Below are 24,866 nucleotides of genomic sequence, written 5' to 3' on the forward strand. Positions count from 1 at the left end.
TCGTGCAGTGAGGATTCGGGATGTCGCGGCTATATGGGAAGCCGCAGGCCTTGTGTCACGCCACGAAGCGTTGCTGCAACCGTGTGCGCATTGCGTCGTCCACACCTATCGCACTGGCGAGGTAGGCGTCGAGCGAGCCGTGGTCCTGCGCGACCTCCGCCATGAAGGTATCCAAATAGTCTTCGTGCACTTCCAACAAAGCGCGGATGGCAGCTTCGTCCAGAGTGCGGCCCAGCCGCTGTTCGATCATCGGCACCGACTGGTCGCGCAGCACCGACAGGGTGGGTGCGGCATTGGTCAGCAAGAATTCGGCGCGCTGGTCTTCCTCGCTCACGCCCAGAACATGCAGCAACAGGGTCGCCGCTACGCCGGTGCGATCCTTGCCCGCAAAGCAATGCACCAGGCTGGCCCCATCCCGGCTGTCCAGCGCGCGGAAATAGCGGCCGAACATCTCGGTCATCGCCGGATTGCGCGGCATTCGAATGTACACTGCCATCATACGTTGCCGCGCGAAATTGGCAGTGGTGGTGCTCTCGTCCACATCCATATGCGGCGGGCTGGAAGTGGTTTCGCCCTCGAAGGCGACGACCGACCCGTCCCAGCCGGCAGTTCGGCGGCAAGGGTTGCGCTCTCGCTCCCCAACACCGCGCAGATCGATCACAGTGCGAATATCCAGCGCCTCAACCGCCGCCAGATCGGCATCGGTCGCGGCAACGTGCTGGCCTGATCGGTACAGCAGCCCGGTTTTCACCGCACCGCCGCCCGCAACGGGCCAGCCGCCGTAATCTCGCAGATTGTGAATGCCCTGAGTAGGGACGAATTTGGCGAGGCTCATACCTGCGCCGCCAGATCGCGCAAGAAATTGGCCGTCCAGTCCTGCACATTATCGTCGCGTACTGTGACCACCAGTTTCTCCCACCGTTCCTTGCGTTCTGCCAGCGGCATATCCAGCGCCTTGCCAATGGCGTGCGCCAGATCGTCCGGGCTGTGCGGATTGACCAGCAACGCGTCAGGCAATTGCGCCGCCGCCCCGGCAAAACGTGACAGGATCAGCACGCCGGGATCATCGGGGTCCTGCGCCGCGATATATTCCTTGGCGACCAGATTCATGCCGTCCCGCAATGGCGTCACCAGCCCGATTTTAGCAGCGCGAAAGAAGCCGAACAATTCGCCGTGGCTATAACCGCGATTGACGTAACGGACCGGCACCGCATCCACTTCGGAACGTGCGCCATTGATCTGGCCGGTCTTCTGCTCAAGCTCGGCACGGATCTGCTGATAGCTATCCACATCCTCGCGGCTGGGCGGTGCGATCTGGATGAACACCAGATCCCGCACACGCTCGGGGTGCTGGTCGAAAAACCGCCCGATCCCGTCGAGCCGTTCGGGCAGGCCCTTGGAATAGTCGAGCCGGTCCACGCCGATCATCGCGGTGCGGTGGCGGGTGGAGGAAAGCAGGCGCTTTTCCGCTTTCTGTGCCTCGGCAGTCGCGCCCAGCGCGCTGAAATGGTCCCAATCGATCCCTATGGGGTAAGCGCGCGCCAGCGTGGTGCGACCGTCCAGCGTGACTGTGCCAGCTTCATCATCAACCTCCGCGCCCAGTTCGGTGCGGCAATAATGCAGGAAGCTGTCGAGCCATTCGGCGGTCTGGAAACCCACCACATCGTAATGCAGCAAGGTGTGCACCAGCCGCTCGTGATAGGGCAGCGACACGAACAGCCGCGCGGCGGGCCATGGGATGTGGAGGAAGAAGCCGATACGGTTTTTCAGCCCGCGCGCCCGCAGCCGTTCGCCCAGCGGGATCAGGTGATAATCATGCACCCAGACCAGATCGCCATCATTAATCAGCGGCGCGGCAGCCTCGGCAAACAGTTCGTTGACGCGTTCGTAGCCCTTGCCCGTTTCGCGTTCGTATTCCGCCAGATCGAGCCGATAATGGAACAGCGGCCACAGCGTCGAATTGGCATAGCCGTTGTAATATTCGTCAATATCGCGCGCGCTCAGATCCATCGTCGCGGTGGTGACGCCGTCGGTGGTCTGAGTGGAGATTTCGCCCGTATGCTCATCCACCTCCTCGCCCGACCAGCCGAACCACACGCCGGTGTATTTCTTCAACGCAGCATTCAGCGCGCCCGCCAGACCGCCCTGCGCACCCGCGACACCGCGAGCCTTGGGCACCGCAACTCGGTTGGAAATAACGACAAGACGCGGTTGATCGCTCAGCGGACTTCGCTCCAGGGTTTTGACAGCAGGCCGGCGCAGTTGATGATACCTACCAGCGAGTAGGTCTGGGGGAAGTTCCCCCACAGCTCGTTGACCTGATAATCCAAATCCTCGGACAGCATCCCCGATCGGGTGCGGTGCCCCAGCATGGCGACAAATATCTCGCGCGCTTCTTCGCTGCGGCCCGCCAGATGCAGCGCCTCGATCAACCAGAATGTGCACACGTTGAACGCGGTTTCGGGCGCGCCGAAATCATCTTCTGCGGCATAGCGCAGCATATGATCGCCGCGCCGCAACTCGCGCTCGACTGCAGCGAAGGTGGACTTGAACCGGTCATCGCCGGGCGACAGGAACCGCAGCTCCACCATTTGCAGCAGGCTGGCGTCCAGATAATCACTTTCGAAGCTGGCGCCGTAATGTGCGCCCTCTTCGTTCCAGGCCTCGCTCTCGATCCGGGCGCGAATGGTGTCGGCGCGGTCTGTCCAGACGGCAGCGCGGTCGTCCTTGTCCAGCTGCTTTGCGACATTGGCCAACCGGTCACACGCGGCCCAGCACATGACGGCGGAATAGGTGTGCACTTCCTGCCGCGTGCGGAATTCCCACAGGCCGGCATCGGGTTGGTCATGCATGGCAAAGGCCTGCTCGCCCACTTCCTCCAGCGCGGCAAAGTCACGCTCGTCCGCCATTCGCAGCAGGCGGCGGTCGAAGAAGGCCTGCGCGGTTGGCAGGACAATCTGGCCGTAACAATCGTGCTGGATCTGGTGATAGGCAGCATTGCCGACGCGTACCGGACCCATCCCGCGATAGCCCGCCAGATGTTCTGCCTTGCGTTCGATCAGTTCACCCTCGCCCATCACCGAATACAGCGGCTGGATCTGCCCGCCGCGCGCCTGATCGATGATGTTGCGCAGATAGGTGAGGTATTTCTCCAACACATCCAGCGCGCCCAGCCGGTTAAGCGCTTGCACCGTGTAATAGCTGTCGCGGATCCAGCAGTAGCGGTAATCCCAATTGCGCTCGCTCAGCGGTGCTTCGGGAATCGACGTGGTCAGCGCCGCGACAATCGCGCCGGTTTCCTCGTGCTGGCACAGCTTCAGGCCGATGGCAGCGCGGATCGTCGCGTCCTGCCATTCCAGCGGGATATGCAAGCCGCGCACCCAATGCTGCCAATAGCGCGCGGTGCGGGCCTCGATACGCCGGGTTTCGGAGCGGATATTGCCCACAAACGGCTCGTCAGGGCCAAGGAAGAAATGCTGATCATGCTCGACCCGGTAACTGCGCTGCTCAAGAATATAGCCAACCGGCGCATCGGTGGACAGGCGCAGCGCCTGCGGGCCAACCAGATAGCGGATGTGATTGGTGCCATTGGTGGTTTCGGCCACCGCCTCGCCGTAATTCTTCATCGGCGAGAGGATGACCCGCATCCGCGGCGCGCCCGCCACCGGGCGGACTATCCGACAATAGGCAACCGGGCGGTACATTCGCCCCGATTTTTCAAAGCGCGGCGCGAAGTCGTGGATTTCCACCGCGCTGCCATCTTCGCTTTCAAGCCGGGTCACCAGAATGGCGGAATTGCGCTCGTACCAATGCGAGGCGGTAGTCTGGCCTTCCAGCTCGAAGCGCCATGTGCCTTTCATACGCTCCCCGCCATTGAGGAGCGAGCAGAACACCGGATCACCATCGACACGCGGGATACAGCCCCAGGTGAACCCGCCCTCCGCGTCGACCAGCGCACTGACCTGACAATTGCCGATGGGCGAGAGTTCGAGTGAGGCTTGGGTCATAGGTCCAACCAATGGTGCACTGCGGTAACAGAGTCGAGACGGTAACGCGCGGCTTCGCTTTGCCGGTCCCCCACGGCAATGCCAAACCCGCTGAATTCGATTGCAGCGGCAAAGCCATCCTCGTCGGTCACGTCGTCCCCGATGAAAATCGGTGTGGCTCCGGCAAAGGGTGCCTCTGCCATAAATGCGCGCACCGCACCGGCCTTGTCAGCGCCGGGGTGCACCAGTTCGGCCACCGCCTTGCCGGTTTTGACCACCAATCCATGCTGCGCCGCGATCTGGCGGGCGAAGGCGAGCGCGGCTTCACCCAGATCGGGCCGTGCGCGGTAATGCAAAGCGCCGCCGTGCTGCTTGGCCTCGTAGGTCAGGTCATGGCTTTGGGCGAAGTCCCGCAAGGCATGGATTGCGTCGGCAGGCAGCGGTTCAGGCTCCGTCCCCAACCGCGATCCATCGGCCATGAGGCATGACGCCCCGTGCGAACCGGCACGCGCGATCTCGCAGGATCCGATGTGCTTCTCCAGATCATCCAGCGCCCGCCCGCTGACCAGTGCGAGCCGCCCCACCATTCGGTTGCGTAGATCATGCAGCCTTGCCGTCAGCGTATCGGGGACCACAATTGCGTCCGGCCCTGAAGCGATCTCTACCAGAGTGCCGTCAAAATCAACGAACAGGGCAATCGGCCCCGCCGCCATCAGGTCAGGCAATGCGGGGGGAGCGGGAAGCGTGGTCACACTGGGCATCAGCGCGCCTTAACCGCTGCTGCTGCGAGGTCAAATGGCGGGGGTGGCGGCGATATCCGCAGGTTTGGGTACCAGCACCAGCACGCCGTCCTCCACCTTCCAGCTTTTCAGCCTGGCGAGCACATTCATGCCGATCACATTGGTGTCGCCAAAATTGCTGGCGATCACCGCATCGGTGCCGGTGGCCGAAATATTTCCGAAGCTCAGCCGGTCGACCGTCGCCATATGCGCCGAGATCGTGCCATTGGCGGTTTCCAGCATAATCGGAATCCCGCCCCGGCGCGGGGTCAGCCCGGCGCGCTGCGCAACATCCTCCGAAATCGCCGTGTAAGTCGCCCCGGTATCGACCAGGAAATTGGCGGGCACGCCGTTAATTTCCGCGCGCAGCCAGAAATGGCCGTTCTGCGCCATGGGAATGCGGGTTTCGCCGCCCTCCACAATCTGTTCGGGCATTCCCAATTGCGGCACGGCAATATCGAAGCGTGGGTCCATCCGGGACAGCTGGAGCATTACGGTCAGCAGCACGAGGCCGAGCACCACCGAGCTTGCGGCGCGCAGCATTCCGCCAAAGGCAATACGGCGGCGGACCATTGCCGATCCGACCCACCCGGCCACCATCGCCATCAGCGCGGCGACCAGCAGTTCGGAGCGCGGGATCGAACGGATGACTTCGGCAAGCGAAGCAAACAGGGGACCAAGTTCCATATCGGCCACTATAAGTGCCCCGACCTTGCGCGCAAATGAAAGCGTGTCAGGGCGCGTCGCGGTGCTCGGTCGCCTGCGCCAGGATCAGCGAGAAGCGGCCCGCCGAATCCTTCCAGCGTTTGAGCGGAGTCCAGCCCCCAGCCCCCAGCATCAGGAAGGCGCTGCGGCGGGTAAACTTATGGCTGTTTTCAGTGTGGATCGTCTCACCCTCAGCCATCGAAAAACGCTCTCCCGACACAATGAAATCAATCGCCTCGGTCGCTTGCAAGTGCATTTCGACCCGCGCGAATTCATCGTTCCAACGCGCCACATGGCGCAGGGCATCGACCGGGATCGTGCCGTCCAGCTCGCGATTGATGCGCCGCGCCAGATTTCGGTTGAACTCTGCCGTGACACCGCGCGCATCGTCATAAGCGGCTTCGAGCACATCCCGATCTTTCACCAGATCCATTCCGATCAGCAGCATAGGGCTTTCGCCGACATCGGCCCCCAGCGTGGCGCGCATCGAGCGCAGCAGATCGACCGCAGTGCGCGGGACCATATTGCCGATGGTCGAACCCGGGAAGAACCCCAGCTTCTTCAACGGCATCACTTCATCGGGTAATTGCGTGTCACGCATGAAATCGGCTTCGACCGGATAGATCGGCAGGCCGGGAAACTTCTCGCCCAGAGCAGCAGCAGACTGGCGCAGGAAATCGCCGGCAATATCCAGGGGGACATAAGCACCCGGCGCAATCGCGCTGAGCAGCAATGGCGTCTTGACCGAACTGCCAGAGCCAAATTCGACCACGGCACGGCCCGGTCCGATCAGCTCGGCAAAGTCCGCACCGCGCGTATCGAGAATTTCGGTTTCGGCGCGGGTCGGGTAATATTCCTCCAGCCCGGTGATATCCTCGAACAATTCGGACCCGGCATCATCATACAACCAGCGCGCAGGCGTTGCCTTGGGCCGCTGGCGCAACCCCCTGAGCACATCCTCGCGAAATGCGCGGTCGACACCCTGATCATCCCGCTCAACCAGCGAGAGTCCCTTGGTCATTTTCACGGTAGATCCTTTGCCAGTCGCAATCCGGTGAACTGCCACCGTTGGTGGGGATAGAAGAAATTGCGGTAGGAAGCGCGCGAATGGCCGCGCGGCGTGGCACAGCTGGCGCCTTTCAGCACGAACTGCCCGCTCATGAATTTGCCATTGTATTCACCCACTGCGCCTTCTGCCGGTTGGAAGCGCGGATAGGGCAGATAGGCGGAGCGGGTGAACTGCCAGCAATCGCCAAACAGATCGGTGCCGCCTTTAGGCATGGGCGCGTGTGCGCGGTCGAGCTGGTTGCCAGCAGCGGGATCATGCGCCGCAACTTCGCCCTGCGTCCCGCGCGCGATGACTTCCCATTCGCATTCGGTCGGCAGACGGAAACCGGCCCAGGTCGCAAAGGCATCAGCCTCGTAATAGGAGATATGCGTCACCGGCACATGGGGGTCGCGGCTCTGCCATCCGGCATGGGTGAACTGCTCGTCATCGCGCCAATATAGCGGCGCGGTAATGCCATGGTCGCGCACCCAGCCCCAGCCATCCGACAGCCACAGTCTGGCCGCCGCATACCCGCCATCGGCGATAAATTCCGTCCATTCGCCATTGGTGACCAGCCGGTCAGCCAAGGCGAAGGGTTCAAACAGTTTGCGGTGCGCGGGGCCTTCATTGTCGAAGGCAAAGCCGCCGGTCAGATGCCCGACCCGGGCGATGCCGCCGGGATGGCGGTGCCAGCCGCGCTCCCCCGTATGCACTGCTGGCGGCGGTGGGCTATCCCACATCGCCGGACCCAGCGGGTTCTGGAACAGTGCATGCTTGATATCGGTCAGCAGCAATTCCTGATGCTGCTGCTCATGCGCCAGGCCGATGTCGATCAGCGGCGCAAGGTCTTCGCGGTCGAGCAGTGAAACCATCGCCGCATCAACATGCGCGCGCCAGTCGAGCAGATCGCTCAGCGTCGGGCGCGACAGCATCCCGCGCGAAAAGCGGTCGATCCGCTCACCCTCAGCCTCGTAATAGGAATTGAAGACGAACGGCCAACGCTCGTCATACAGCGTGTATCCCGGCGCGTGATCGCGCAGCAGAAAGGTTTCCCAGAACCATGTGGTGTGCGCCAGATGCCATTTGGCGGGGGAGGCATCCTCCATCGATTGCAACGTCGCGTCCGCTTCACTCAGCGGCGCGACCAATCCTTCGCTCAGCGCGCGGACCGCAGCAAAATTGCCGGCGCGATCTCCGGCGTTGGCCGGATGGGAAAGGCTAGAAATCCGGGACATGCAGCCCCCCTGACGTTGCGGCTGCCGGAGTTTGGCAACCATGATCCATCATGGCGGACATCCGTTGCGATTTAAAGACCCATTGCGGGAAATAGCGGTATTCTATCGCGATTTTCGGCCCTGCCAGCGGTTATCCGGTGCCGATCAGGCCGCCATGCTCACCTGATTGCGGCCATGCCGCTTGGCCTCATACAACGCCGCATCGGCACGCGCGAACAGCGTCAGCGAGGCATCTTGCGGCCCCAGCGTGGCATGGCCAACGCTGACTGTCACGGCGGCTACGGGTGCCAGAGCAGTGCCTGCTTCGATGGCCCAGCGCAGCCGTTCGGCGGCTTCACGCGCGGCACGGCGATCGGCATCTGTCATCAACCAGATAAACTCCTCACCCCCCATCCGCGCGATCAGATCGCCTTCGCGCGCCTGCCGGTTGACCAGTTCGGCAAGCCGCACCAGCACCCGGTCGCCTGCCTGGTGGCCATGCGTGTCGTTGACCTGCTTGAAGTGATCGATGTCGAATACCAGCAGCGACAGAGGGTGCTTCTTGCTGCGCGCGGCCATGATCGCACTGTCGAGCGTGGCCATTGCACTGCGGCGATTGGCCAACCCGGTCAGCGGGTCGGTATTGGCCAGCCGCAGCGCCTCCTGCGCCTGAACAAGGGCCGCCGCGCGTTCGGCTTCGGCCTCGGCAATGCGCAGATACTCCTCGGTAATATCGCGCAGCACCATGAATATCTGCTCACGCGTGCCATCAGGCGCAAAGCAATTGCACGCCCGCGCGCGCAGCACGCGGCTGCCGGTTACGACATGCTCGATTTCAAACTCGACCGCATAGGGGCGGCGATCATTTGCGTGTTCGTCCAGCGTCACCATAACCTGACCGAAACCGCCCAGCAACATCTGTCCTAGCACCGCGTCGCTTGGTTCAGTTTCTGCATCAAGCCCGGAAATCCGGCACATTTCCTGTGACCAGCGATGGTGTTCATTGACAACATCGTAGCTCCACCGCGCGACACCTGCCAGCTCGTCAGCCATCTCGTTCTGGCGGTCGCTGGTTTCCAGCGAGCGTTCGCAGCGGTCAAGCTCTTGCGCGAACCACATTTGCCGTACCAGCAGACCCAGCACCGGCACCACTGTCGCGGCGAGGAGCCAGCGCACCGGCTCGAGGCTTATCTCACGCAGCAGCGCCAAGGCCGGCAGCGCAGCGACCGACCAGCACACGACACTCACAAACGTATCTCCCCAGGGTAACCGCACATATCGCTCCTCTTCTCGAAGGATCGCTATGCGCGGGCACGCTCCACATCGGGTGAAGCGGAAACCCGGGGCTTATACGTATCTCAGGCCGCGTCGGCGCGGCGGACAGCCTGTTCGGTGTTGAGCATTTCGGCGATCAGAAACGCCAGTTCCAGCGATTGCGCAGCGTTCAGACGCGGATCGCAATGCGTGTGATAGCGGTCGCCCAGCGCCGCATCAGTAATCGCCACAGCGCCGCCGACACATTCTGTCACGTCCTGCCCGGTCATTTCGACATGCACCCCGCCGGGATGCGTGCCCTCGGCGCGGTGCACGTCAAAGAAGCGCTTCAATTCGGTCAGAATACGGTCGAACGGTCGTGTTTTGTAGCCGCTGTCCGATTTCACGACATTGCCGTGCATGGGGTCGCAGCTCCACACGACCTTGTGCCCTTCACGCTCAACCGCGCGGATCAGGCGCGGCAGGCCTTCCTCGACATTGTTATGGCCAAACCGGCTGATCAGCGTGATGCGGCCCGCCTCGCGGCCGGAGTTGAGCGTATCGAGCAGTCTGAGCAGCGCGTCGGGCTCCAGACTGGGACCGCACTTGATACCCAGCGGGTTACCGATGCCGCGGGCGAATTCGATATGTGCGCTGCCTTCGAACCGGGTGCGGTCTCCGATCCACAACATATGTGCGCTGGTATCGTACCAATCGCCGGTCAGGCTGTCCTGACGCGACATCGCCTGTTCGTAGGGCAGCAGCAACGCTTCGTGACTGGTATAGAAACTGGTGCCCTGCAATTGCGGCACAGTGGCGGGGTCGATCCCGCAGGCTTCCATGAAATCGAGCGCCTCGCCAATCCGGTCGGCGACATCCTTGAATTTATCGGCCCAGGGGCTGCGATCCATGAAATCCAGCGTCCACTGGTGGACTTGCCGCAAATTGGCATAGCCGCCGCCGGCAAAGGCGCGCAGCAGATTGAGCGTGGCGGCGGCCTGTGAATAGGCGCGCACCATCCGCGCCGGATCAGGCTGGCGCGAGGCATATTCGAAATCGATGCCGTTGATATTGTCACCCAGATAGCTGGGGAGCGTGATGTCACCCTGCGTTTCGTTGGGCGAACTGCGCGGCTTGGCAAACTGGCCCGCCATGCGCCCCACCTTTACCACAGGCTTCTTGCTGGCAAAGGTCATCACCACCGCCATCTGCAGCAACACGCGAAAGGTGTCGCGAATGTTGTTCGGGTGAAACTCGGCAAAGCTTTCGGCGCAATCGCCGCCTTGCAACAGGAACGCGCGGCCTTCTGCCACTTCGGCCAGATCAGCTTTCAGCGCCCGCGCCTCGCCCGCAAACACCAGTGGCGGATGCGTGGTCAATGTGGCCTGCGCCTGCTCCAGCGCGGCGGGATCGGGATAGGCAGGCAAGTGCCGCGCTTCATGACGCTGCCAGCTGTCGGGTTCCCAATTATTCGCCATGACCGTCCTACACTCCTGATCCGGCGCAATCGTGCGCGCCGCTGACGTTCAGCGCAAGCGGTTCAGGCGATTTGACACAAGCAGCTTTTGCTTGGCCCGCCGATACGCGCGATTTGCGCCGGGCGGTTCAACGCCCGCCAACAGCCGGTTGCGGCAGCGATGTCGCCAGCGACTGGCCGGCAGGAATAATCGCCAGACGCCAGCCGGGCGTGCCGCCGAAATACTTCTGCGCCAATGTCTGCATCGCAGCGGGCGTAGTGCGTGTGTAATCCGCCAGCAGCGAGCGCAGCAACGCAATCCGCTTGGGCTCGGTGGTCGCGCCTTCCAGCTGATAAAGCCAGAAGGTGTTCCCGGTCGATGCGCGGTTGATATATTGCAGCAGCGGCTCGGTGACCCGCTGCAATTCATCGGTCGTCGGAGGGCTAGCGGCCAGATCCCCGGCGATCTTGTCGGCTTCACGGAAGAACACCGGCACGTCTTCGGGCGTCAGCTGCGCCAGCGCGCTGATGCGACCACCGCTGTTCACATCGCTCGGCCATTCGGACCGCACCACGGGCGCATAGCTGGCCCCGGCATGTTCGCGCAGTGCATCCATCAGCCGGTTGTTGAAGACCTGCGTCAGGATTTCCAGCTGGCGCGATTCGCGCAAATCAGCAAGCCCGGCACCGCTGGGCCAGGCGATCACAGCCGCTGCCTGATTGGCATCGCCGCGATGAAATTCGACCACGGTTTCGCCCGCATCGGGGAAGCCGGTAGTGCGGTTCAGCGCAGCTGGCGCAATCGCCTCACGCGCAGGCAAAGCGCCAAAGGTCTTGCGCAGGGCCTCGATGGTTTCTTCGCGGTCGAACTGGCCGAACACCAGCACTTCAACCGGGCCTTGTTTCAGCAGCGGCTCCCACACTTCGCGGAAACGCTCAGGTGTTGCGGCGGCAATCATGTCGGGGGTGGGTGTGGTAAAGCGCGGGTCGGAATCGCGCAGCAGGAACTCCAGATCGCGGCCCAATACGCCAACCGGGCTGGTGGCATAGCTTTCATAGGCCAGCCGCGCGGCAGCCTTGGCGCGGATCACCGGATTGGGATCCCAGCGCGGCATCCCCAGCTTGGCGGCGAACAGATAGAGCTGGTCGCCGAGATCCTGCTGGCGTGTCTGTGCCGACAGCGTGAACGCGCCATCACCGATGCCGAAATCGAAACCCATCCGGCGTCCGGTGGAAATGCGGTCAAGTTCCTCCTGCCCCAGTTCGCCCAAACCCGATCCGACCAGCGCCATCTCGCCCAGCGTCATATAGGCGGCATCCTTGGCTTCGAACGCCCGGTTGCCCGCACCGAAACGCACTTTAAGCGCCACCCGGCCCGGTTCGGCATCGTTCGACCACAGCAGCACCTTGACGCCATTGGCAAAATCGACCCGCTCGATGTCGAGCACACCGATGGGAGCCGCCTGCACGACCTCTCCCGGCGTCCCGATGGCGGGCAAATCGGCAAAGGAAATCGCATTGGCCGCCAGCCGCGCGCTGCCATCGGCATCAACGGTGGTGGTCAACGCAGTGCGCAATGTCGCAGCGTCAGCCTCTCCAGTGGCGGGGGTTGAATAAGCAGAGCGGATCACTGCACCCGAAAACAGCGCCTGCGTATGTTCAAGCAGCTGCTGTCCGGTGATTTTGCCCTTCATCGAATTGAAGACCATCAGCACGGTTTCGGGCGCGGCCACAGCCTCACGGATATCTACCGCGTTGACAATATCGTCAGCCAGCTTGGCCCCCGCCATCACCCGCCGCTGCTCGACGGAACTGGCAAAAGCCACTTCGAATTCCGCAATTTCGCGGTCAATCTCGTCCTGCGTCGGTGGAATGGATACCGCATCGGCAATAACAGAACGCACGTCCGACAGTGCCTTCTGCCAATCATTGGTCAGGGGCGCAAAGGACACGAAGGTCGCATCGGCGGAACGGCTGACGTCATCCTGCTGAACCTGAGCATAAAGATAGCTGCCGCCCCCGCGGGCGCGTGCTTCCAGGCGGCGATTGATCAGCGCAACGGCCAGTGAATCGCGCAGCAGCCCCTCGTTATAGACGATCGTGTCCTGCACCGGACGCCACGGGCGCAGCACGGCATAATTGAAATTGCGCGGCAAATCGGGTTCGACAATAACAGCGGTCTCGCCAATCGGATTGGCCGGATTTGCGCCAGCCGGGGCGACCGGATCGCCAAAATCGGGCGCGGGCGTCAGCGGGCCCTTGCCTTCCCAGTCGCCAAAATACTTTTCGACCTCGGCAGCCAGCTGTTCCGGCTCAATGTCGCCAACCGCGACGATCACGGTGTTTTCGGGGCGATACCAACGGTCATAAAAGGCTTTGACCGGCGCACCGCGCGCCGCGTTCAGCGTGGCTTCGGTGCCGATCGGATCGCGCACGGCCAGCCGCTGCCCAGCGAACAGCGCCTCGCGCATGGCCTTGGCGGCACGCTGCTGCGCCCCGCCCCGCTCGCGCATTTCGGCGAGCACGATGGGCACTTCTGCGGCAACATTGCGGTCGCTCAGAACCGGCGCGCGGACCATGCCTGACAGCAGCTTGAAACTCTCGTCCAGCTTGGCCGCATCGACATTGGGCAGGTCCAGCTTGAAGACGGTATGCGTCGGGCTGGTTTCGGCATTGGTGTCGCTGCCAAAGGTCGCGCCCAGCCGCTGCCACGTCGGTATCGCTTCAGCGGGGCCGAGGTATTTGCTCTCACGGAACAGCAGATGCTCCAGCAGATGCGCATAGCCGCGCTCGCTGTCCTCCTCGTGCAGAGAACCTGCATCGATTCGCACACGGATCGACACCTGATCGGGCGGGACGCCGTTCTTGCGAACCGCATAGCGCAGGCCATTGGCCATCTTGCCAAAGGTCCACTCCTTGTCCTGCGGGACGTCGCTGCCTTCGTAAATCCACGGGGTTTCATCGCCGGTTTGCAGCGCGCGCGGTGCCGGTAAGGCCTCCTGCGCAGAACTGAGCTGCGGAGCGAGCAACGCAAGGGGGAGGAAAAGCGCGAGACGCCGGCTGGCGCACGGAAGAATAGCCATGGCGGCGATATAGGAAGCCTGTTGGTGAAGGGCCAGTGAACATCGCTTGAAACAAAGCCCCTCGCACAAACGATTGCTTGTCGCTGTCGCCGTGCATCCCTACATCCCGGTCATGTTTATAGAGACCGAAACCACACCGAACCCCGCCAGCCTCAAATTCCTGCCCGGACAGGCAGTGATGAGCGCGGGCACCCGCGATTTTACCAGTCCCGAGGCGGCCGAGGCCAGCCCGCTGGCGCAGGCGATCTTCGACACTGGCGAAGTGACCGGCGTGTTCTTCGGCAGCGATTTCGTTTCCGTCACCGCTGCACCCGGCGTCAACTGGACCGATCTCAAGCCGCAAGTGCTATCGATCCTGCTCGATCATTTCGTGTCCGAGGCACCTTTGTTCACCCCCGGGAGCGCGGCCGGTATTGCCGTTCCGCCGGACGATACCGAACTGATGTTCGAGGAAAATCCCGAGCATTCCGATATTATCGCGCAGATCAACGAATTGCTCGAAACGCGGGTCCGCCCCGCCGTTGCGGGCGATGGCGGCGATATCCAATATCGCGGGTTCAAGGACGGTGTGGTCTATCTGACCATGCAGGGCGCGTGCTCAGGCTGCCCCTCGTCCAGCGCCACGCTGAAGCACGGCATCGAAGGCCTGCTGAAACATTACGTACCGGAAGTCGTTGAAGTCCGCGCCGCCTGACCATTTGCCGACTGAGGATTTTTATGACGCAGCAGTTTCACGACACGACGCTTTCCGGCCAGGCACTCGACCAGATATTTCGCGCCGCACGCACCTATAATGGCTGGCTCGACAAGCCGGTGAGCGAGGCCCAGATTCACGCCATTTACGAACTGATGAAGATGGGTCCGACCTCGGCCAATATGCAGCCCGCGCGGCTGGTGTGGGTCACATCGGATGATGCCAAGGAAAAGCTCGCGCAGTTGTGCAGCGACGCCAATAAAGACAAGGTCCGCGCCGCGCCGGTTACGGTCATCATCGGCTATGACATCGATTTCCACGAAGAACTGCCGTGGCTGTTCCCGCATACCGATGCCAAGAGCTGGTTTGAAGGCAATGAAGCTGGCCGCAAGGAAGGCGCCGCGCGCAATTCGGCTTTGCAGGGCGCGTATCTGATCATTGCTGCCCGCGCATTGGGACTGGATTGCGGACCGATGTCGGGTGTCGATCTGGACGGCGTGACCAAGGAATTTTTCGCAGACCAGCCGCGCCACCGCGCTGACTGGATCTGTTCGATCGGTTATGGCGACCCCACCACGGTGCATGACCGCAGCCCGCGGCCCGATTTCGACAAGTTCAACCGGATCGGCTGACCCCTTGAAGCCCGCACCCCCATCGGGCAACACCGCATTATGCGAATATTGGCGATAGAAACCGCGACCGAGGCATGCTCGGTGGCGCTGTTCGAGGATGGCGCATTGCGCGATGCGCGCCACGTCGTGCTGGGCCGCGGCCATGCCGAGCGGCTGGTCCCGCTGATTGCCGAATTGCCAGACAAGGGGCGCGCGGAGAAAATCCTCGTCTCGCTGGGTCCGGGCAGCTTCACCGGAACACGGATCGGCCTCGCCGCCGCACGCGCTTTGGGTGTGGCCTGGAGCAGCATTGTGCGCGGCTATCCAACGCTCGCGCTGGTGGCCGCGATGGCGCGCGCGCAATATCCCGGCCCGGTGTCGGTCTGCATGGCAGGCGGGCACGGCGAGTGGTTCATGCAGGATTTTGCCGGTGACGGCCTGCCAGAAATGGCGCTGGTCTCGCTACGCCCCGATGCCGTCACCACCTGCTGCAACCATCCGACCATCGCCGGGAACAGGGCGCGCGAAAAGGGCGAGATTGCGGGATCGGACCATCGGGTGCTCGATATCCTGCCCGATGCCCGCTTTGCCCTGCAAATACCTGCGGCGCTGCTCACTGATGCGCTGGCTCCGCTCTATGGCCGCCCGCCAGACGCCAAACTGCCCGCATGACAGATGCGCTGGACGCGCTGATGGCCGTGATGGAGGCATCTTTCGATCCGCATTGGCGCGAGGCATGGACCCGCCGCCAGGTCGCCGATTCACTGTGTATGCCGCACACCTATACTATTCTGGCCGGTGAAGATGGCGGACCCTGGCGCGAGGAAGAGCCCGCTGCCGGTTTCGTCTTGGCGCGGCGCGCACCGGGCGAGGTTGAATTGTTACTGGTCGCGGTGCGGCCTGAACTTCGCGGGCGCGGAATTGGCCAAGCGTTGATCGAACGCTTTTTCCAAAGCGCGCGCGAATCGAACGCCGACCGCGTCTTCCTGGAAATGCGAGCAGGAAATCCCGCTGAACGGCTTTACTGCGAGCTGGGATTCCAGCCGATCGGTACTCGCAAGGACTATTATCGGGCGCTGGATGGGACGCTGATCGACGCCATTACCTTCGGCAAGGTCTTTAAAAGCGACTGATTTCCCCCAGATTCTGCAATTGCACTAAGAAAAATGTCGGATTTATACAATTCACAGTCGACAAACCCCTCGCCATCCAATAAAAGGACGGTGAGGGAGTATCGAAAGAATGGATTCCATGGAAACTGACATCGCAGAAATGCTGATTACGTTAACATCTGACATTGTTGCCGCGCATGTGAGCAATAACAATGTTGCGGTGGAAGACGTTCCGACGCTGATTACCAACACTTATTCCGCGCTCGCGGGCCTGGGCGGCGAAGGCAATGCTGCCGAAGCACTGCCCGATCCGGCGGTTTCGGTTCGTGCATCGATCAAGAAAGATCACATCGTCTGCCTCGACTGCGGCAAGAAGATGAAGATGCTGAAACGCCACCTCTCGACAGAGCATGATATGACCCCCGACGAATATCGCGCACGCTGGAGCCTGGGCGGCGACTATCCGATGGTTGCCCCGGAATATGCCGAAACCCGCCGCGACCTCGCGGTGAAAATCGGCCTGGGCCGCAAGCCGGGCCAGAAGCGCGGGCGGAAGAAGAAAACCGCCTGAACACGCCGATAACTTGAGAAGAGCGCCCCGCCCCCCTATGGGTCCGGGGCGTTTTTCGTTTCGCGGAGACTTGGGTGCAGCAAAAGATCGATCTTGAACAATTGTGCGCCGACAAGGGTCTGCGAATAACCGAGCAGCGCCGGGTGATCGCGCGCGTCCTGTCGGAAAGCGAAGACCACCCCGATGTCGAAATGCTGCACAGCCGTGCCAGCGCCATCGATCCCAAGATCTCGATCGCCACAGTCTATCGGACAGTGCGTTTGTTCGAAGAAGCAGGCATCCTCGACCGCCATGATTTTGGCGACGGCCGCGCCCGGTACGAAGCCGCGCCCGAGGCGCATCACGATCATCTGATCGATGTCGAAACCGGCAAGGTGGTCGAATTCGTCGACCCCGAACTGGAAGCCTTGCAGAAGCAGATTGCCGAGAAGCTGGGATACCGCCTCGTCGATCACCGGATGGAACTCTACGGTGTCCGGCTTGACCGCGAAGGCTGACCGCGACGGCCAGCTGCGTGTCGACGCGATGCATGGGGCGACCACGCCGCTATCCGTCATGGGATGGTTGCGGTTTGCGCTGCGTCTGGTGGGGATCATCGCCCTGCTGATCGTCTTCGTGCCGCTGCACTATCTGTACCGCGTTTTTGCCTATGGATCACCCTTCCCGATGTGGTTTCTGGGCCTGACCGCGCGGGTGATCGGCGCGCGTGTCGAGCGGGTCGGCACTCCGCTGCGCCGCGACGTATTTTTCATCTCCAATCACGTTTCATGGATCGACATTCTGGCGCTGGCGGGCGCGAGCGGCACCGCATTCGTTGCCAAGTGGGAGCTGAGCCAGGTTCCGGTCATCGGCTGGCTGTGCACGCTCAACCGCACCGTTTTCGTCAAGCGCGAGAACCGCATGGGCGTGGCCGAACAGATCAATGCACTGCGTGAGGCTTTGCAGGACAATTGGTCTGTGACAGTGTTCCCCGAAGGAACGACAACTGACGGCCATTCTCTGCTGCCGTTCAAATCCTCGATGCTGTCCGTCCTCGAACCGCCGCCTGCTGGCGTAATGGTCCAGCCCGTGCTGATGGATTATGGCGAAGCTGCTGAGGAAATCGGTTGGATCGGCAATGAAAACGGCCCGAACAATGGCCGCCGGGTGCTGGGCCGACAGGGCACATTCCGCCTGCGCATCCATTTCCTCGAACCGTTCAGCCCCGCTGACTTCCCCGGCCGCAAGGCAATCGCCGCCCGCGCACGAGAGGCGATCGAGAACGAATTGCTGGCATCGCTGGGCAAGCCCTTGCGCAGTTTCGCGCATACGGTGGCGGCGGTGCGGTACGAGCCGGACAAGCCTGACACGCCGGAAAGCTAAAGCCCGGCGCTGACCAGCCAATCATGGAACAGCCGCACGGGCCGTTCTTCCAGCGCGGTCGGTTTGCACACGAACCAATAGCTGTACGGGCTTTCAACCTCGACATCGAACAATCGCGCCAGCCGCTTGTCATGCGCGCGGGCGAGGTGGTCATCATGCATGATGGCGATGCCAAGGTTCTGTGCTGCGGCTTCGAGCATCAGCTGCCCTGAATCGAAGTGGTCAATGGCTACCGGTTCGAAATCGACCATCTCCATCTCGGCTTTCCACGCCACGAAGCTTTCAGGCAATTCGTTGTGGATCAGGAATGTCTGCTTCGCCAAGCGCGCAGGATCGGGCTCAGGACCAAGCGAGTCCGCCAGTTCCTGGCTACAGATCGCGTGCACCTTGTTATAATCCAGCCGCACCGCGTGCAGGCTGGTGCTCGGCCCGCGCGACAGGATGATCGCGGCATCGAGCAGATCGCCCACCCGGTCCTCCAGATGCGCGCCGGTATCGATGTCGATATGCAGCAGCGGATGCTTGGCGCGCAATTCGGCCAGCCGCGGGAACAGCCGCTGTGTGCCAAACAGCGGCAAGACACCAAGGTGCAGCCGCAAGAGCGAGAGATTTTCCGACTGGCTTTCCACCGCGCGGGCCAGCGCCTCTAGCTGCGGATTGACCGCTTCGTAGAATGCATGACCATCGTCGGTCAGCTGCATCGCCTGCCGCGCGCGTGTGAACAGCTTCTTGCCGACGAATTCTTCCAGATTGCCGATCCGCCGTGATAGCGCCGATGGGCTCAGCCCAAGCTCGTCCGCAGCCGCACGGGCGGAGCCGAGCCGGACGGTGCGCACGAAAGCTTCGAGCGCGCGGAGGGGAGGAAGCCGGCGGGTCGCCATGCTGCGAACCTTGCAAGTGCGGGCCGCGCTTGTCGAGGATGAATTGCTATTTTCGCAACCAGCCGCGTCTAACTTGCCGCTGCGGTGTCATCCGGGGCGTGCAGCCGCAGCCGGGTAACGTGGCGTTCGTCACCGCCAGTCACTTCGATTTTCCACCCGCTCGAATGCTCCAGCACCGCGCCCACCTCGGGCACCTGCTGCGCCAGTACGAATGCCAGACCGCCCAGCGTGTCCACCGATTCGGCCACTTCGCCAAGCCGGGGATCGACCTGCTCCGCGACGTCATCCAGTTCGGCCCGCGCGTCGCAATCCCACATTCCGTCACCAATCGGCACGATCAGTTCTTCGGGGGCATCGTCATGTTCGTCTTCGATATCGCCGACAATTTCCTCGACCAGATCCTCGATAGTGATCAGTCCGTCCGTGCCAGAGAACTCATCAAGCACGATGGCGAGGTGGACGCGTTGCTGGCGCATATCGGCCAGCACATCAATGGCATTACGGGTTTGCGGGACATAGAGCGGCTGACGCATCAGCACGGTCCAGTCGGCCGGCGGCTCGTCCTGGCTCGCCAGAAAGGGGAAGATGTCCTTGATGTGGATCATCCCCACCACGCGGTCCAGCGTGTCGCGATAGACCGGCATCCGCGAATGGCCATGCTCGGCAAAGGACGCCACGACCTCGTCCCACGCGGCATCTGCCGACAGCGCCACAATCTCACCGCGCGGCACCGCTACATCGTCGGCATCATGCTCGCTGAAATGCAGGAGGTTGCGCAGCATCTGGCGCTCGACGCCCGACAGGTCGCCCTTGACGGCCTCGCTCTCCTCCTCGTCGCCATTTTCGACCTCATGCTCGTCGATAGCGTCCTCAAGCTGCGCACGGAGGGACCGGTCGCCGCTTTCGGGATCGAAAATTTTCCGGATTGCGAGCCACAGCCCGCCGCTACTGTCCGCATCTCCTGCGGGTGAATTAGTGTCGGCCATAGCCGCTTAACGCGCTCCTTCTAGTCGCGATCCCCATATGGGTCCGCAAGCCCCATGTGCGCAAGCGCTGTAATCTCCAGCGCCTCCATATTTTCCGCCTGTGCGTCATCATTCACATGATCATGACCCGCCAGATGCAGCATTCCGTGGACCAGCAGATGCGCCGCGTGCTGCTCCAGCGTGATGCCCTTTTCCGCCGCCTCGCGCGCGCAGGTTTCATGCGCCAGCGCCAGATCGCCCAGCATTTCCGGCCCGCCCTCGCCCTCAAGCGCCGCCAGTTCTTCGCGCGTCAGCATTGGGAAGGACAGCACATTGGTGGGCTGGTCCTTGGCGCGCCATTCGCGGTTCAGCGTGCGGACTTCGGCATCGACGGTGAACAGGATGCTGGCAGACAGGCGCCGGTTGGCCAGCAGGGTCTCGACCCGCTCGGCCGCCTCATGCGCGCGTTCGGCCAGATCGGCCCAGTCACTGGTACGCGGCCAACCGTCGATTTCGATATCCAGATCCATTAAGGGTCCACACCTTCATAGGCTTCCACGATGCGCCCTACGATCGGGTGGCGCACCACATCAGCGGCGGTGAAGCGAATGGTGCCGAAGCCGTCCACCCCCTCCAGCTTGTCCACCGCATCAGCCAACCCGCTCATCCGGTCACCGCCGGGAATATCGACCTGACGCGGATCGCCGCACACCACCATCCGGCTGTTCTGGCCAAAGCGGGTGAGAAACATCTTCATCTGTTCGCGCGTGGTGTTCTGCGCTTCGTCCAGAATCACGAAGGCATCGGCCAGCGTGCGCCCGCGCATGAAGGCGATCGGCGCAATCTCGATCTCGCCAGAGGCCAGCCGCCGCTCCACCTGTTCGGGCGGCATGCAATCATACAGCGCATCGTACAGCGGGCGCAGATAGGGATCGACCTTTTCCTTCATATCGCCGGGCAGAAAGCCAAGCTTCTCGCCCGCCTCCACGGCTGGACGCGACAGGATCAGCCGCTGCACGCTGCCCGTAATCAGCTGCGCCACCGCCTGTGCGACCGCCACATAGGTCTTGCCGGTGCCTGCGGGGCCAAGCGCAAAGATGATATCGTCACGCACCAGACTGCGCATGTAATCGACCTGCATGGCACTGCGCGGCACGATGGTCTTGCGGCGGGTGCGGATCATGATCGGCGGGGCATCGACCTTGCCAGAGATGATCCCTTCCAGCGTTGGCTCGTTCGACATGGCAATCAGCGCCTCGATGGCACCGGCATCAAGATCCTGTCCCTGAGCCAGCCGGTCATACATGGTGGTCAGCACATCGCGCGCGCGGGCAACCGCGTCCTCCGGCCCTTCCAGATGCAATTGGTCACCGCGGGCAGAGATAAACACGCCCAGCCGGTTTTCGACCTGCACCAGATTGGCATCGAATTGTCCGAACAACGCGCCCAGCAGGCTCTGGTTGTCGAAACTGACATCGATCTGCGCACGGCGCACTTCGCGCTGCGGACTTGGCGGCGGGCTGAAGGGCCGATCGGCACTTCGTGCGGGTTTACGGGCCATGCGCTCCTTTCGATCTGTGATTCGCAAATCTAGGCCCACATTGTCGCGGCGCAAGAGAGGCTGCGACAAGCCGGTGGAAAGCTGCGCGTATTTATGTGGCGTGGGCGGGTATCAACACGCGCCCGGCCAGCGAATTCGGCCCGGCCTCCATCAGTTCTGCCTGCACCAGATCGCCGATGGCGCAGTCCCCTTCGAACCACACCGATTGCAGCCAGGGCGATTTGCCCAGCCATTGGCCTTCGTGCTTGCCCTTGCGCTCGACCAGGACCTGACAGGTCTGTCCCACGCTGGCCTGATTGAAAGCGTGCTGGTCGCGGTTGAGCGCGGCTTGCAGGCGCTGGAGGCGTTCGTCCATGACTTCCATCGCCACCTGCCCTTCCATCGTCGCGGCGGGCGTGCCGGGGCGCGGCGAATATTTGAAGCTGAACGCCTGTGCATAGCCGACTGCATCGACCAGCTTCAGCGTCTCATCGAACTCGGCATCGGTTTCACCGGGGAAGCCAACGATGAAATCGCCGCTCAGCGCCAGATCGGGGCGGGCCTCGCGGAAGCGTTCGAGCAGGCGCAGATAGCTGTCCACCGTGTGGCTGCGGTTCATCGCCTTGAGCACGCGGTCGCTGCCCGCCTGCACCGGCAGATGCAGAAACGGCATCAGCTTCTCGATCTCGCCATGCGCCGCGATCAGCGCGTCATCCATGTCAGCGGGGTGGCTGGTGGTATAGCGGATGCGGGCAAGGCCATCGACCTTGGCTAGCGCGCGGATCAGCCCCGCCAGCCCGACTGCGCGGCCCTTGTCATCCTCGTCGCTCCACGCGCTGACGTTCTGGCCCAGCAGCGTGATTTCCTTCGCGCCCGCTTCGACCAGTTTCTGTGCTTCATTGACCAGGTCGCTGAACGGTCGGGAGATTTCCGCGCCGCGCGTATAGGGCACGACGCAATAGGTGCAGAATTTGTCGCAGCCTTCCTGGATGGTCAGGAACGCGGCGGGTGCGCTTTTGCGGCCCCCTGCGTTTCTGGGCGGGAGGGCCGCGAATTTGGCAATCGCGGGCATATCGGTGTCGGTCGCGCGTCCACCGGCCACCGCCAGTTCGAGCATTTCGGGCAGGCGGTGATAGGCCTGCGGGCCGACGACCATGCTGACCGCCGGGCTGCGCGCCATGATCTCCTCACCCTCGGCCTGAGCGACGCAGCCAGCTACCGCGATCAGCGGCTGCTTGCCCGCCTTGCGCCCGGCCTTGGTGAGCCGCCCGACACGCGAATAGACCTTCTCCGCCGCTTTCTCGCGAATATGGCAAGTGTTCAGCACCACCAGATCGGCATCCTCGCCATCGGCAGCAGGCGCAATCCCACGCTCGGACAGCATTTCGCCCATCCGCTCGCCATCATAGACGTTCATCTGGCAGCCGAAGCTCTCGACCCGATAGGTCTTGGGGGGTGCCTCGGTGCTCATCGTTGTTCCGGAATCAGGAAACGCTCGCGTTGGCAATCTTGCCCGGCTCGCGTGGCGGTTCGCCCTTGGGCAGCGCGTCGACGTGTTCCATGCCGCTCTCGACCTGGCCCCAGACGGTGTACTGCCCGTCGAGAAAATGGCTGTCGTCGAAGCAGATAAAGAACTGCGAATTGGCGCTGTCGGGCATCTGGCTGCGCGCCATCGAGCAGGTTCCGCGGGTGTGCGGTTCGGCGTTGAATTCGGCTTTGAGGTCAGGCTTGTCGCTGCCGCTCATGCCGGTGCCGGTCGGGTCGCCGCCCTGCGCCATGAAGCCGGGGATCACGCGGTGGAACACCACGCCATCGTAGAACCCGTCTTTGGCAAGCTCGGTTATCCGCGCAACATGGCCGGGGGCCAGATCGGGGCGCAGCTTGATGACGACATCGCCGCCTTTGCCATCGCCGCAATCCAGGGTGAGTGTGAGTTTATCGCCTGACATTTGTGATCTCCTTGAAGGGTTGCGGGCCGATATAGGGATTGTGCGGCCTGTGTCACCCCGCAGCGGCCCCGCTGGTCTTGATTTTGATCGGGCACCGCCTAGAGCGACGCCATGGCCGAGACCCCGCGCCCCGATGAAGATGACCTGATGCTGGCGGAATTGCCGGCAGGCGAAGGCGCGCGTCCGGACGACCGCATCGATGACGAGCGGATGGACGAGGAGAATACGCTCAAGCCCGGCTATATCCGCGCCATTCAGGACGGGCTGGACGCTGGCGACAAGCAGGCGGTGTACGAGCTGGTCGAACCGCTCCACCCCGCTGACATCGCCGATCTGCTCGAACTGCTGAGCCGCGACGAGCGGCACGAGCTGGCCGCGGCCATCACCGATCTGATGAGCAGCGAAGTGGTCGCCGAGCTCAACGACTACGTCCGCGAGGACATGATGGAATCGCTCCCGGCGGCGAGCGTGGCGCTGATCGCCGAACAGCTCGATACCGATGACGCGGTCCAGCTGATCGAGGATCTGGACGAGGATGACCAGCAGGCCATCCTTGCCGAACTCGACGCCGAAGACCGCATCGCGATCGAAACCGCGCTGGGCTATCCCGAGGAAACCGCCGGCCGGTTGATGAGCCGCGATTTCGTGGCGGTACCCGAACACATGACCGTGGGTCAGCTGATCGACTTTCTGCGCGATGGGCATGAACTGCCCGAAGATTTCTTCGAGATCTTCGTGGTCGATGCGGGCCATCATCCGGTGGGCACCTGCCAGCTCTCGTGGATCCTGCGCACCCCCCGCGCCATCGCGCTGGGCGATGTGATGAAGCGTGACCAGACACTGATCCCTGCCATGCTCGACCAGGAAGAAGTCGCGCTGATGTTCCAGAAATACGGCCTTATCAGCGCCGCGGTGATCGACGACAGCGGTCGGCTGGTCGGCCAGATGACCGTCGATGACGTGGTCCACATCATCTCCGAAGAAGCGGGCGAGGATACGCTTCTGCTGTCGGGTGCGGGTGAAGGCGACATCAACGAACCGATCCGCGATGCCTATTCCGCGCGCGTGCGCTGGCTGGTCGCCAACCTTGGCACTGCGCTGGTCGCCAGCCTGATCATCGCCGCCTTTGGTGCGGCCATCGAACAGCTGGTGGCGCTGGCCGTGCTGATGCCGATTGTCGCCAGCATCGGCGGCAATGCGGGCACCCAGACGATGGCCGTCACGGTGCGCGCGATTGCCACCAACCAGCTGACGCGCAGCAACACGCGGCGCATCCTGTGGCGCGAAATGCGCGTGGGGATGCTGAACGGGGCGACCATCGCGCTGCTGGTCGGCGCGGCGACAGCGGTGATCTTCGGACCGACGCTGGGCGTGGTGATTGCGCTGGCGATGGTGATCAACGTCTTCGTTGCCGGAATGGCGGGCGTGCTGGTGCCCGTGGCGTTCGAGCGGCTGGATCAGGATCCCGCCGTCGCCAGCAGCGTGTTCGTGACCATGATCACCGATTCGATGGGCTTCTTCGCCTTCCTCGGCCTCGCCGTGCTCAGCGGGATTGCCGGATAGGGCGGGAGACATGGACCGGGTGTTACACGGTCCAGGATAGAAAAAACCGGCCGCCCGTAACGGCACTGCAAACAGTGTCGGCACAGTTTGAAT

At 62.6% G+C, this 24,866-nt stretch carries 24 protein-coding genes; 8 read left to right on the forward strand and 16 right to left on the reverse strand.

Annotated features, from left to right (window positions below; all coding sequences use genetic code 11):
* Positions 1–55: 55 nt before the first annotated feature.
* From FEV51_RS03690 to FEV51_RS03735, 10 genes are all read right to left on the reverse strand, one after another.
* Positions 56–835, reverse strand: coding sequence for a tyrosine-protein phosphatase (locus tag FEV51_RS03690; protein WP_138615972.1), 780 nt, complete (start codon positions 833–835; stop codon positions 56–58).
* Positions 832–2,178, reverse strand: coding sequence for an alpha,alpha-trehalose-phosphate synthase (UDP-forming) (locus tag FEV51_RS03695; RefSeq protein WP_246034419.1), 1,347 nt, complete (start codon positions 2,176–2,178; stop codon positions 832–834). The genes FEV51_RS03690 and FEV51_RS03695 overlap by 4 nt, the downstream gene beginning before the upstream one ends.
* A gap of 41 nt (positions 2,179–2,219) precedes the next feature.
* Positions 2,220–4,007, reverse strand: coding sequence for a glycoside hydrolase family 15 protein (locus FEV51_RS03700; RefSeq protein WP_138615974.1), 1,788 nt, complete (start codon positions 4,005–4,007; stop codon positions 2,220–2,222).
* The gene (gene otsB, locus FEV51_RS03705; RefSeq protein ID WP_138615976.1) at positions 4,004–4,747 is read right to left on the reverse strand and encodes a trehalose-phosphatase; all 744 of its coding nucleotides are present in this window, start codon (positions 4,745–4,747) and stop codon (positions 4,004–4,006) included. The genes FEV51_RS03700 and otsB overlap by 4 nt, the downstream gene beginning before the upstream one ends.
* Before the next feature lie 30 nt (positions 4,748–4,777).
* Positions 4,778–5,452 carry a retropepsin-like aspartic protease family protein gene (locus tag FEV51_RS03710; RefSeq protein WP_138616402.1) on the reverse strand — a complete coding sequence of 225 codons (675 nt, stop codon included), beginning with the start codon at positions 5,450–5,452 and terminating at the stop codon, positions 4,778–4,780.
* Positions 5,453–5,498: 46 nt separating this feature from the next.
* Positions 5,499–6,491, reverse strand: a complete 993-nt coding sequence (gene egtD, locus FEV51_RS03715) for an L-histidine N(alpha)-methyltransferase (protein WP_138615978.1) — start codon at positions 6,489–6,491, stop codon at positions 5,499–5,501.
* Between the two features lie 2 nt (positions 6,492–6,493).
* Positions 6,494–7,753 carry an ergothioneine biosynthesis protein EgtB gene (gene egtB, locus FEV51_RS03720; RefSeq protein ID WP_138615980.1) on the reverse strand — a complete coding sequence of 420 codons (1,260 nt, stop codon included), beginning with the start codon at positions 7,751–7,753 and terminating at the stop codon, positions 6,494–6,496.
* Between the two features lie 144 nt (positions 7,754–7,897).
* Positions 7,898–8,980: a GGDEF domain-containing protein gene (locus tag FEV51_RS03725; RefSeq protein WP_138615982.1), complete on the reverse strand. Its 1,083-nt coding sequence runs from the start codon at positions 8,978–8,980 to the stop codon at positions 7,898–7,900.
* A 110-nt stretch (positions 8,981–9,090) separates the two neighbouring features.
* Positions 9,091–10,464, reverse strand: coding sequence for a class II 3-deoxy-7-phosphoheptulonate synthase (locus tag FEV51_RS03730; RefSeq protein WP_138615984.1), 1,374 nt, complete (start codon positions 10,462–10,464; stop codon positions 9,091–9,093).
* Between the two features lie 127 nt (positions 10,465–10,591).
* Positions 10,592–13,525 carry a M16 family metallopeptidase gene (locus FEV51_RS03735; protein ID WP_138615986.1) on the reverse strand — a complete coding sequence of 978 codons (2,934 nt, stop codon included), beginning with the start codon at positions 13,523–13,525 and terminating at the stop codon, positions 10,592–10,594.
* 112 nt (positions 13,526–13,637) lie between these two features.
* Between FEV51_RS03735 and FEV51_RS03740 the strand changes: the two genes are divergently transcribed.
* The 7 genes from FEV51_RS03740 (at position 13,638) to FEV51_RS03770 (ending at position 17,875) form a co-directional block, all read left to right on the forward strand.
* Positions 13,638–14,219, forward strand: coding sequence for a NifU family protein (locus FEV51_RS03740; RefSeq protein WP_138615988.1), 582 nt, complete (start codon positions 13,638–13,640; stop codon positions 14,217–14,219).
* 23 nt (positions 14,220–14,242) lie between these two features.
* On the forward strand, positions 14,243–14,851 hold the full coding sequence (locus FEV51_RS03745) for a malonic semialdehyde reductase (protein WP_138615990.1): 609 nt from the start codon (positions 14,243–14,245) through the stop codon (positions 14,849–14,851).
* A 39-nt stretch (positions 14,852–14,890) separates the two neighbouring features.
* The gene (tsaB, locus tag FEV51_RS03750) at positions 14,891–15,502 is read left to right on the forward strand and encodes a tRNA (adenosine(37)-N6)-threonylcarbamoyltransferase complex dimerization subunit type 1 TsaB (protein ID WP_138615992.1); all 612 of its coding nucleotides are present in this window, start codon (positions 14,891–14,893) and stop codon (positions 15,500–15,502) included.
* Complete coding sequence (locus tag FEV51_RS03755; RefSeq protein ID WP_138615994.1) at positions 15,499–15,963, forward strand: GNAT family N-acetyltransferase; 465 nt, start codon at positions 15,499–15,501, stop codon at positions 15,961–15,963. Before tsaB ends, FEV51_RS03755 begins: the two co-directional genes overlap by 4 nt.
* A gap of 109 nt (positions 15,964–16,072) precedes the next feature.
* Positions 16,073–16,513: a Ros/MucR family transcriptional regulator gene (locus FEV51_RS03760; protein ID WP_138615996.1), complete on the forward strand. Its 441-nt coding sequence runs from the start codon at positions 16,073–16,075 to the stop codon at positions 16,511–16,513.
* A 74-nt stretch (positions 16,514–16,587) separates the two neighbouring features.
* Positions 16,588–17,010, forward strand: a complete 423-nt coding sequence (locus FEV51_RS03765; RefSeq protein WP_138615998.1) for a Fur family transcriptional regulator — start codon at positions 16,588–16,590, stop codon at positions 17,008–17,010.
* A gap of 28 nt (positions 17,011–17,038) precedes the next feature.
* Complete coding sequence (locus FEV51_RS03770; RefSeq protein WP_138616404.1) at positions 17,039–17,875, forward strand: lysophospholipid acyltransferase family protein; 837 nt, start codon at positions 17,039–17,041, stop codon at positions 17,873–17,875.
* Here the strand turns inward: FEV51_RS03770 and FEV51_RS03775 are convergent.
* The 6 genes from FEV51_RS03775 to FEV51_RS03800 all read right to left on the reverse strand — a co-directional run bounded on the left by FEV51_RS03775 (position 17,872) and on the right by FEV51_RS03800 (position 23,210).
* The gene (locus tag FEV51_RS03775) at positions 17,872–18,756 is read right to left on the reverse strand and encodes a LysR substrate-binding domain-containing protein (RefSeq protein ID WP_138616000.1); all 885 of its coding nucleotides are present in this window, start codon (positions 18,754–18,756) and stop codon (positions 17,872–17,874) included. The genes FEV51_RS03770 and FEV51_RS03775 overlap by 4 nt on opposite strands.
* Positions 18,757–18,824: 68 nt before the next feature.
* Positions 18,825–19,742: a hemolysin family protein gene (locus FEV51_RS03780; RefSeq protein ID WP_138616002.1), complete on the reverse strand. Its 918-nt coding sequence runs from the start codon at positions 19,740–19,742 to the stop codon at positions 18,825–18,827.
* Between the two features lie 20 nt (positions 19,743–19,762).
* Positions 19,763–20,251 (reverse strand): rRNA maturation RNase YbeY, encoded by a 489-nt coding sequence (ybeY, locus tag FEV51_RS03785; RefSeq protein WP_138616004.1) that lies wholly within the window; start codon positions 20,249–20,251, stop codon positions 19,763–19,765.
* Complete coding sequence (locus tag FEV51_RS03790) at positions 20,251–21,282, reverse strand: PhoH family protein (protein WP_138616006.1); 1,032 nt, start codon at positions 21,280–21,282, stop codon at positions 20,251–20,253. Before FEV51_RS03790 ends, ybeY begins: the two co-directional genes overlap by 1 nt.
* 91 nt (positions 21,283–21,373) lie before the next feature.
* Entirely contained in the window at positions 21,374–22,732 is a 1,359-nt protein-coding gene (gene miaB / locus FEV51_RS03795; protein ID WP_138616008.1) for a tRNA (N6-isopentenyl adenosine(37)-C2)-methylthiotransferase MiaB, read from the reverse strand.
* Positions 22,733–22,745: 13 nt separating this feature from the next.
* On the reverse strand, positions 22,746–23,210 hold the full coding sequence (locus FEV51_RS03800) for a peptidylprolyl isomerase (RefSeq protein ID WP_138616009.1): 465 nt from the start codon (positions 23,208–23,210) through the stop codon (positions 22,746–22,748).
* A gap of 111 nt (positions 23,211–23,321) precedes the next feature.
* Here FEV51_RS03800 and mgtE point away from each other — a divergent pair, with 111 nt between their 5' ends.
* Positions 23,322–24,773: a magnesium transporter gene (gene mgtE, locus FEV51_RS03805; RefSeq protein WP_138616010.1), complete on the forward strand. Its 1,452-nt coding sequence runs from the start codon at positions 23,322–23,324 to the stop codon at positions 24,771–24,773.
* Positions 24,774–24,866: the final 93 nt, after the last annotated feature.

The organism is Qipengyuania marisflavi, assembly GCF_005884405.1.
In the GTDB taxonomy this organism is placed as follows: domain Bacteria; phylum Pseudomonadota; class Alphaproteobacteria; order Sphingomonadales; family Sphingomonadaceae; genus Qipengyuania; species Qipengyuania marisflavi.

Excerpts from the sequence above, each read along its gene's own strand:
- FEV51_RS03690 (WP_138615972.1), bottom strand. The coding sequence starts at position 835 with ATGAGCCTCGCCAAATTCGTCCCTACTCAGGGCATTCACAATCTGCGA.
- FEV51_RS03700 (WP_138615974.1), bottom strand. The coding sequence starts at position 4,007 with ATGACCCAAGCCTCACTCGAACTCTCGCCCATCGGCAATTGTCAGGTC.
- otsB (WP_138615976.1), bottom strand. The coding sequence starts at position 4,747 with ATGCCCAGTGTGACCACGCTTCCCGCTCCCCCCGCATTGCCTGACCTG.
- FEV51_RS03710 (WP_138616402.1), bottom strand. The coding sequence starts at position 5,452 with ATGGAACTTGGTCCCCTGTTTGCTTCGCTTGCCGAAGTCATCCGTTCG.
- egtD (WP_138615978.1), bottom strand. The coding sequence starts at position 6,491 with ATGACCAAGGGACTCTCGCTGGTTGAGCGGGATGATCAGGGTGTCGAC.
- egtB (WP_138615980.1), bottom strand. The coding sequence starts at position 7,753 with ATGTCCCGGATTTCTAGCCTTTCCCATCCGGCCAACGCCGGAGATCGC.
- FEV51_RS03730 (WP_138615984.1), bottom strand. The coding sequence starts at position 10,464 with ATGGCGAATAATTGGGAACCCGACAGCTGGCAGCGTCATGAAGCGCGG.
- FEV51_RS03735 (WP_138615986.1), bottom strand. The coding sequence starts at position 13,525 with ATGGCTATTCTTCCGTGCGCCAGCCGGCGTCTCGCGCTTTTCCTCCCC.
- FEV51_RS03740 (WP_138615988.1), top strand. The coding sequence starts at position 13,638 with ATGTTTATAGAGACCGAAACCACACCGAACCCCGCCAGCCTCAAATTC.
- FEV51_RS03745 (WP_138615990.1), top strand. The coding sequence starts at position 14,243 with ATGACGCAGCAGTTTCACGACACGACGCTTTCCGGCCAGGCACTCGAC.
- tsaB (WP_138615992.1), top strand. The coding sequence starts at position 14,891 with ATGCGAATATTGGCGATAGAAACCGCGACCGAGGCATGCTCGGTGGCG.
- FEV51_RS03755 (WP_138615994.1), top strand. The coding sequence starts at position 15,499 with ATGACAGATGCGCTGGACGCGCTGATGGCCGTGATGGAGGCATCTTTC.
- FEV51_RS03760 (WP_138615996.1), top strand. The coding sequence starts at position 16,073 with ATGGATTCCATGGAAACTGACATCGCAGAAATGCTGATTACGTTAACA.
- FEV51_RS03770 (WP_138616404.1), top strand. The coding sequence starts at position 17,039 with ATGCATGGGGCGACCACGCCGCTATCCGTCATGGGATGGTTGCGGTTT.
- FEV51_RS03775 (WP_138616000.1), bottom strand. The coding sequence starts at position 18,756 with ATGGCGACCCGCCGGCTTCCTCCCCTCCGCGCGCTCGAAGCTTTCGTG.
- FEV51_RS03780 (WP_138616002.1), bottom strand. The coding sequence starts at position 19,742 with ATGGCCGACACTAATTCACCCGCAGGAGATGCGGACAGTAGCGGCGGG.
- ybeY (WP_138616004.1), bottom strand. The coding sequence starts at position 20,251 with ATGGATCTGGATATCGAAATCGACGGTTGGCCGCGTACCAGTGACTGG.
- FEV51_RS03790 (WP_138616006.1), bottom strand. The coding sequence starts at position 21,282 with ATGGCCCGTAAACCCGCACGAAGTGCCGATCGGCCCTTCAGCCCGCCG.
- miaB (WP_138616008.1), bottom strand. The coding sequence starts at position 22,732 with ATGAGCACCGAGGCACCCCCCAAGACCTATCGGGTCGAGAGCTTCGGC.
- FEV51_RS03800 (WP_138616009.1), bottom strand. The coding sequence starts at position 23,210 with ATGTCAGGCGATAAACTCACACTCACCCTGGATTGCGGCGATGGCAAA.
- mgtE (WP_138616010.1), top strand. The coding sequence starts at position 23,322 with ATGGCCGAGACCCCGCGCCCCGATGAAGATGACCTGATGCTGGCGGAA.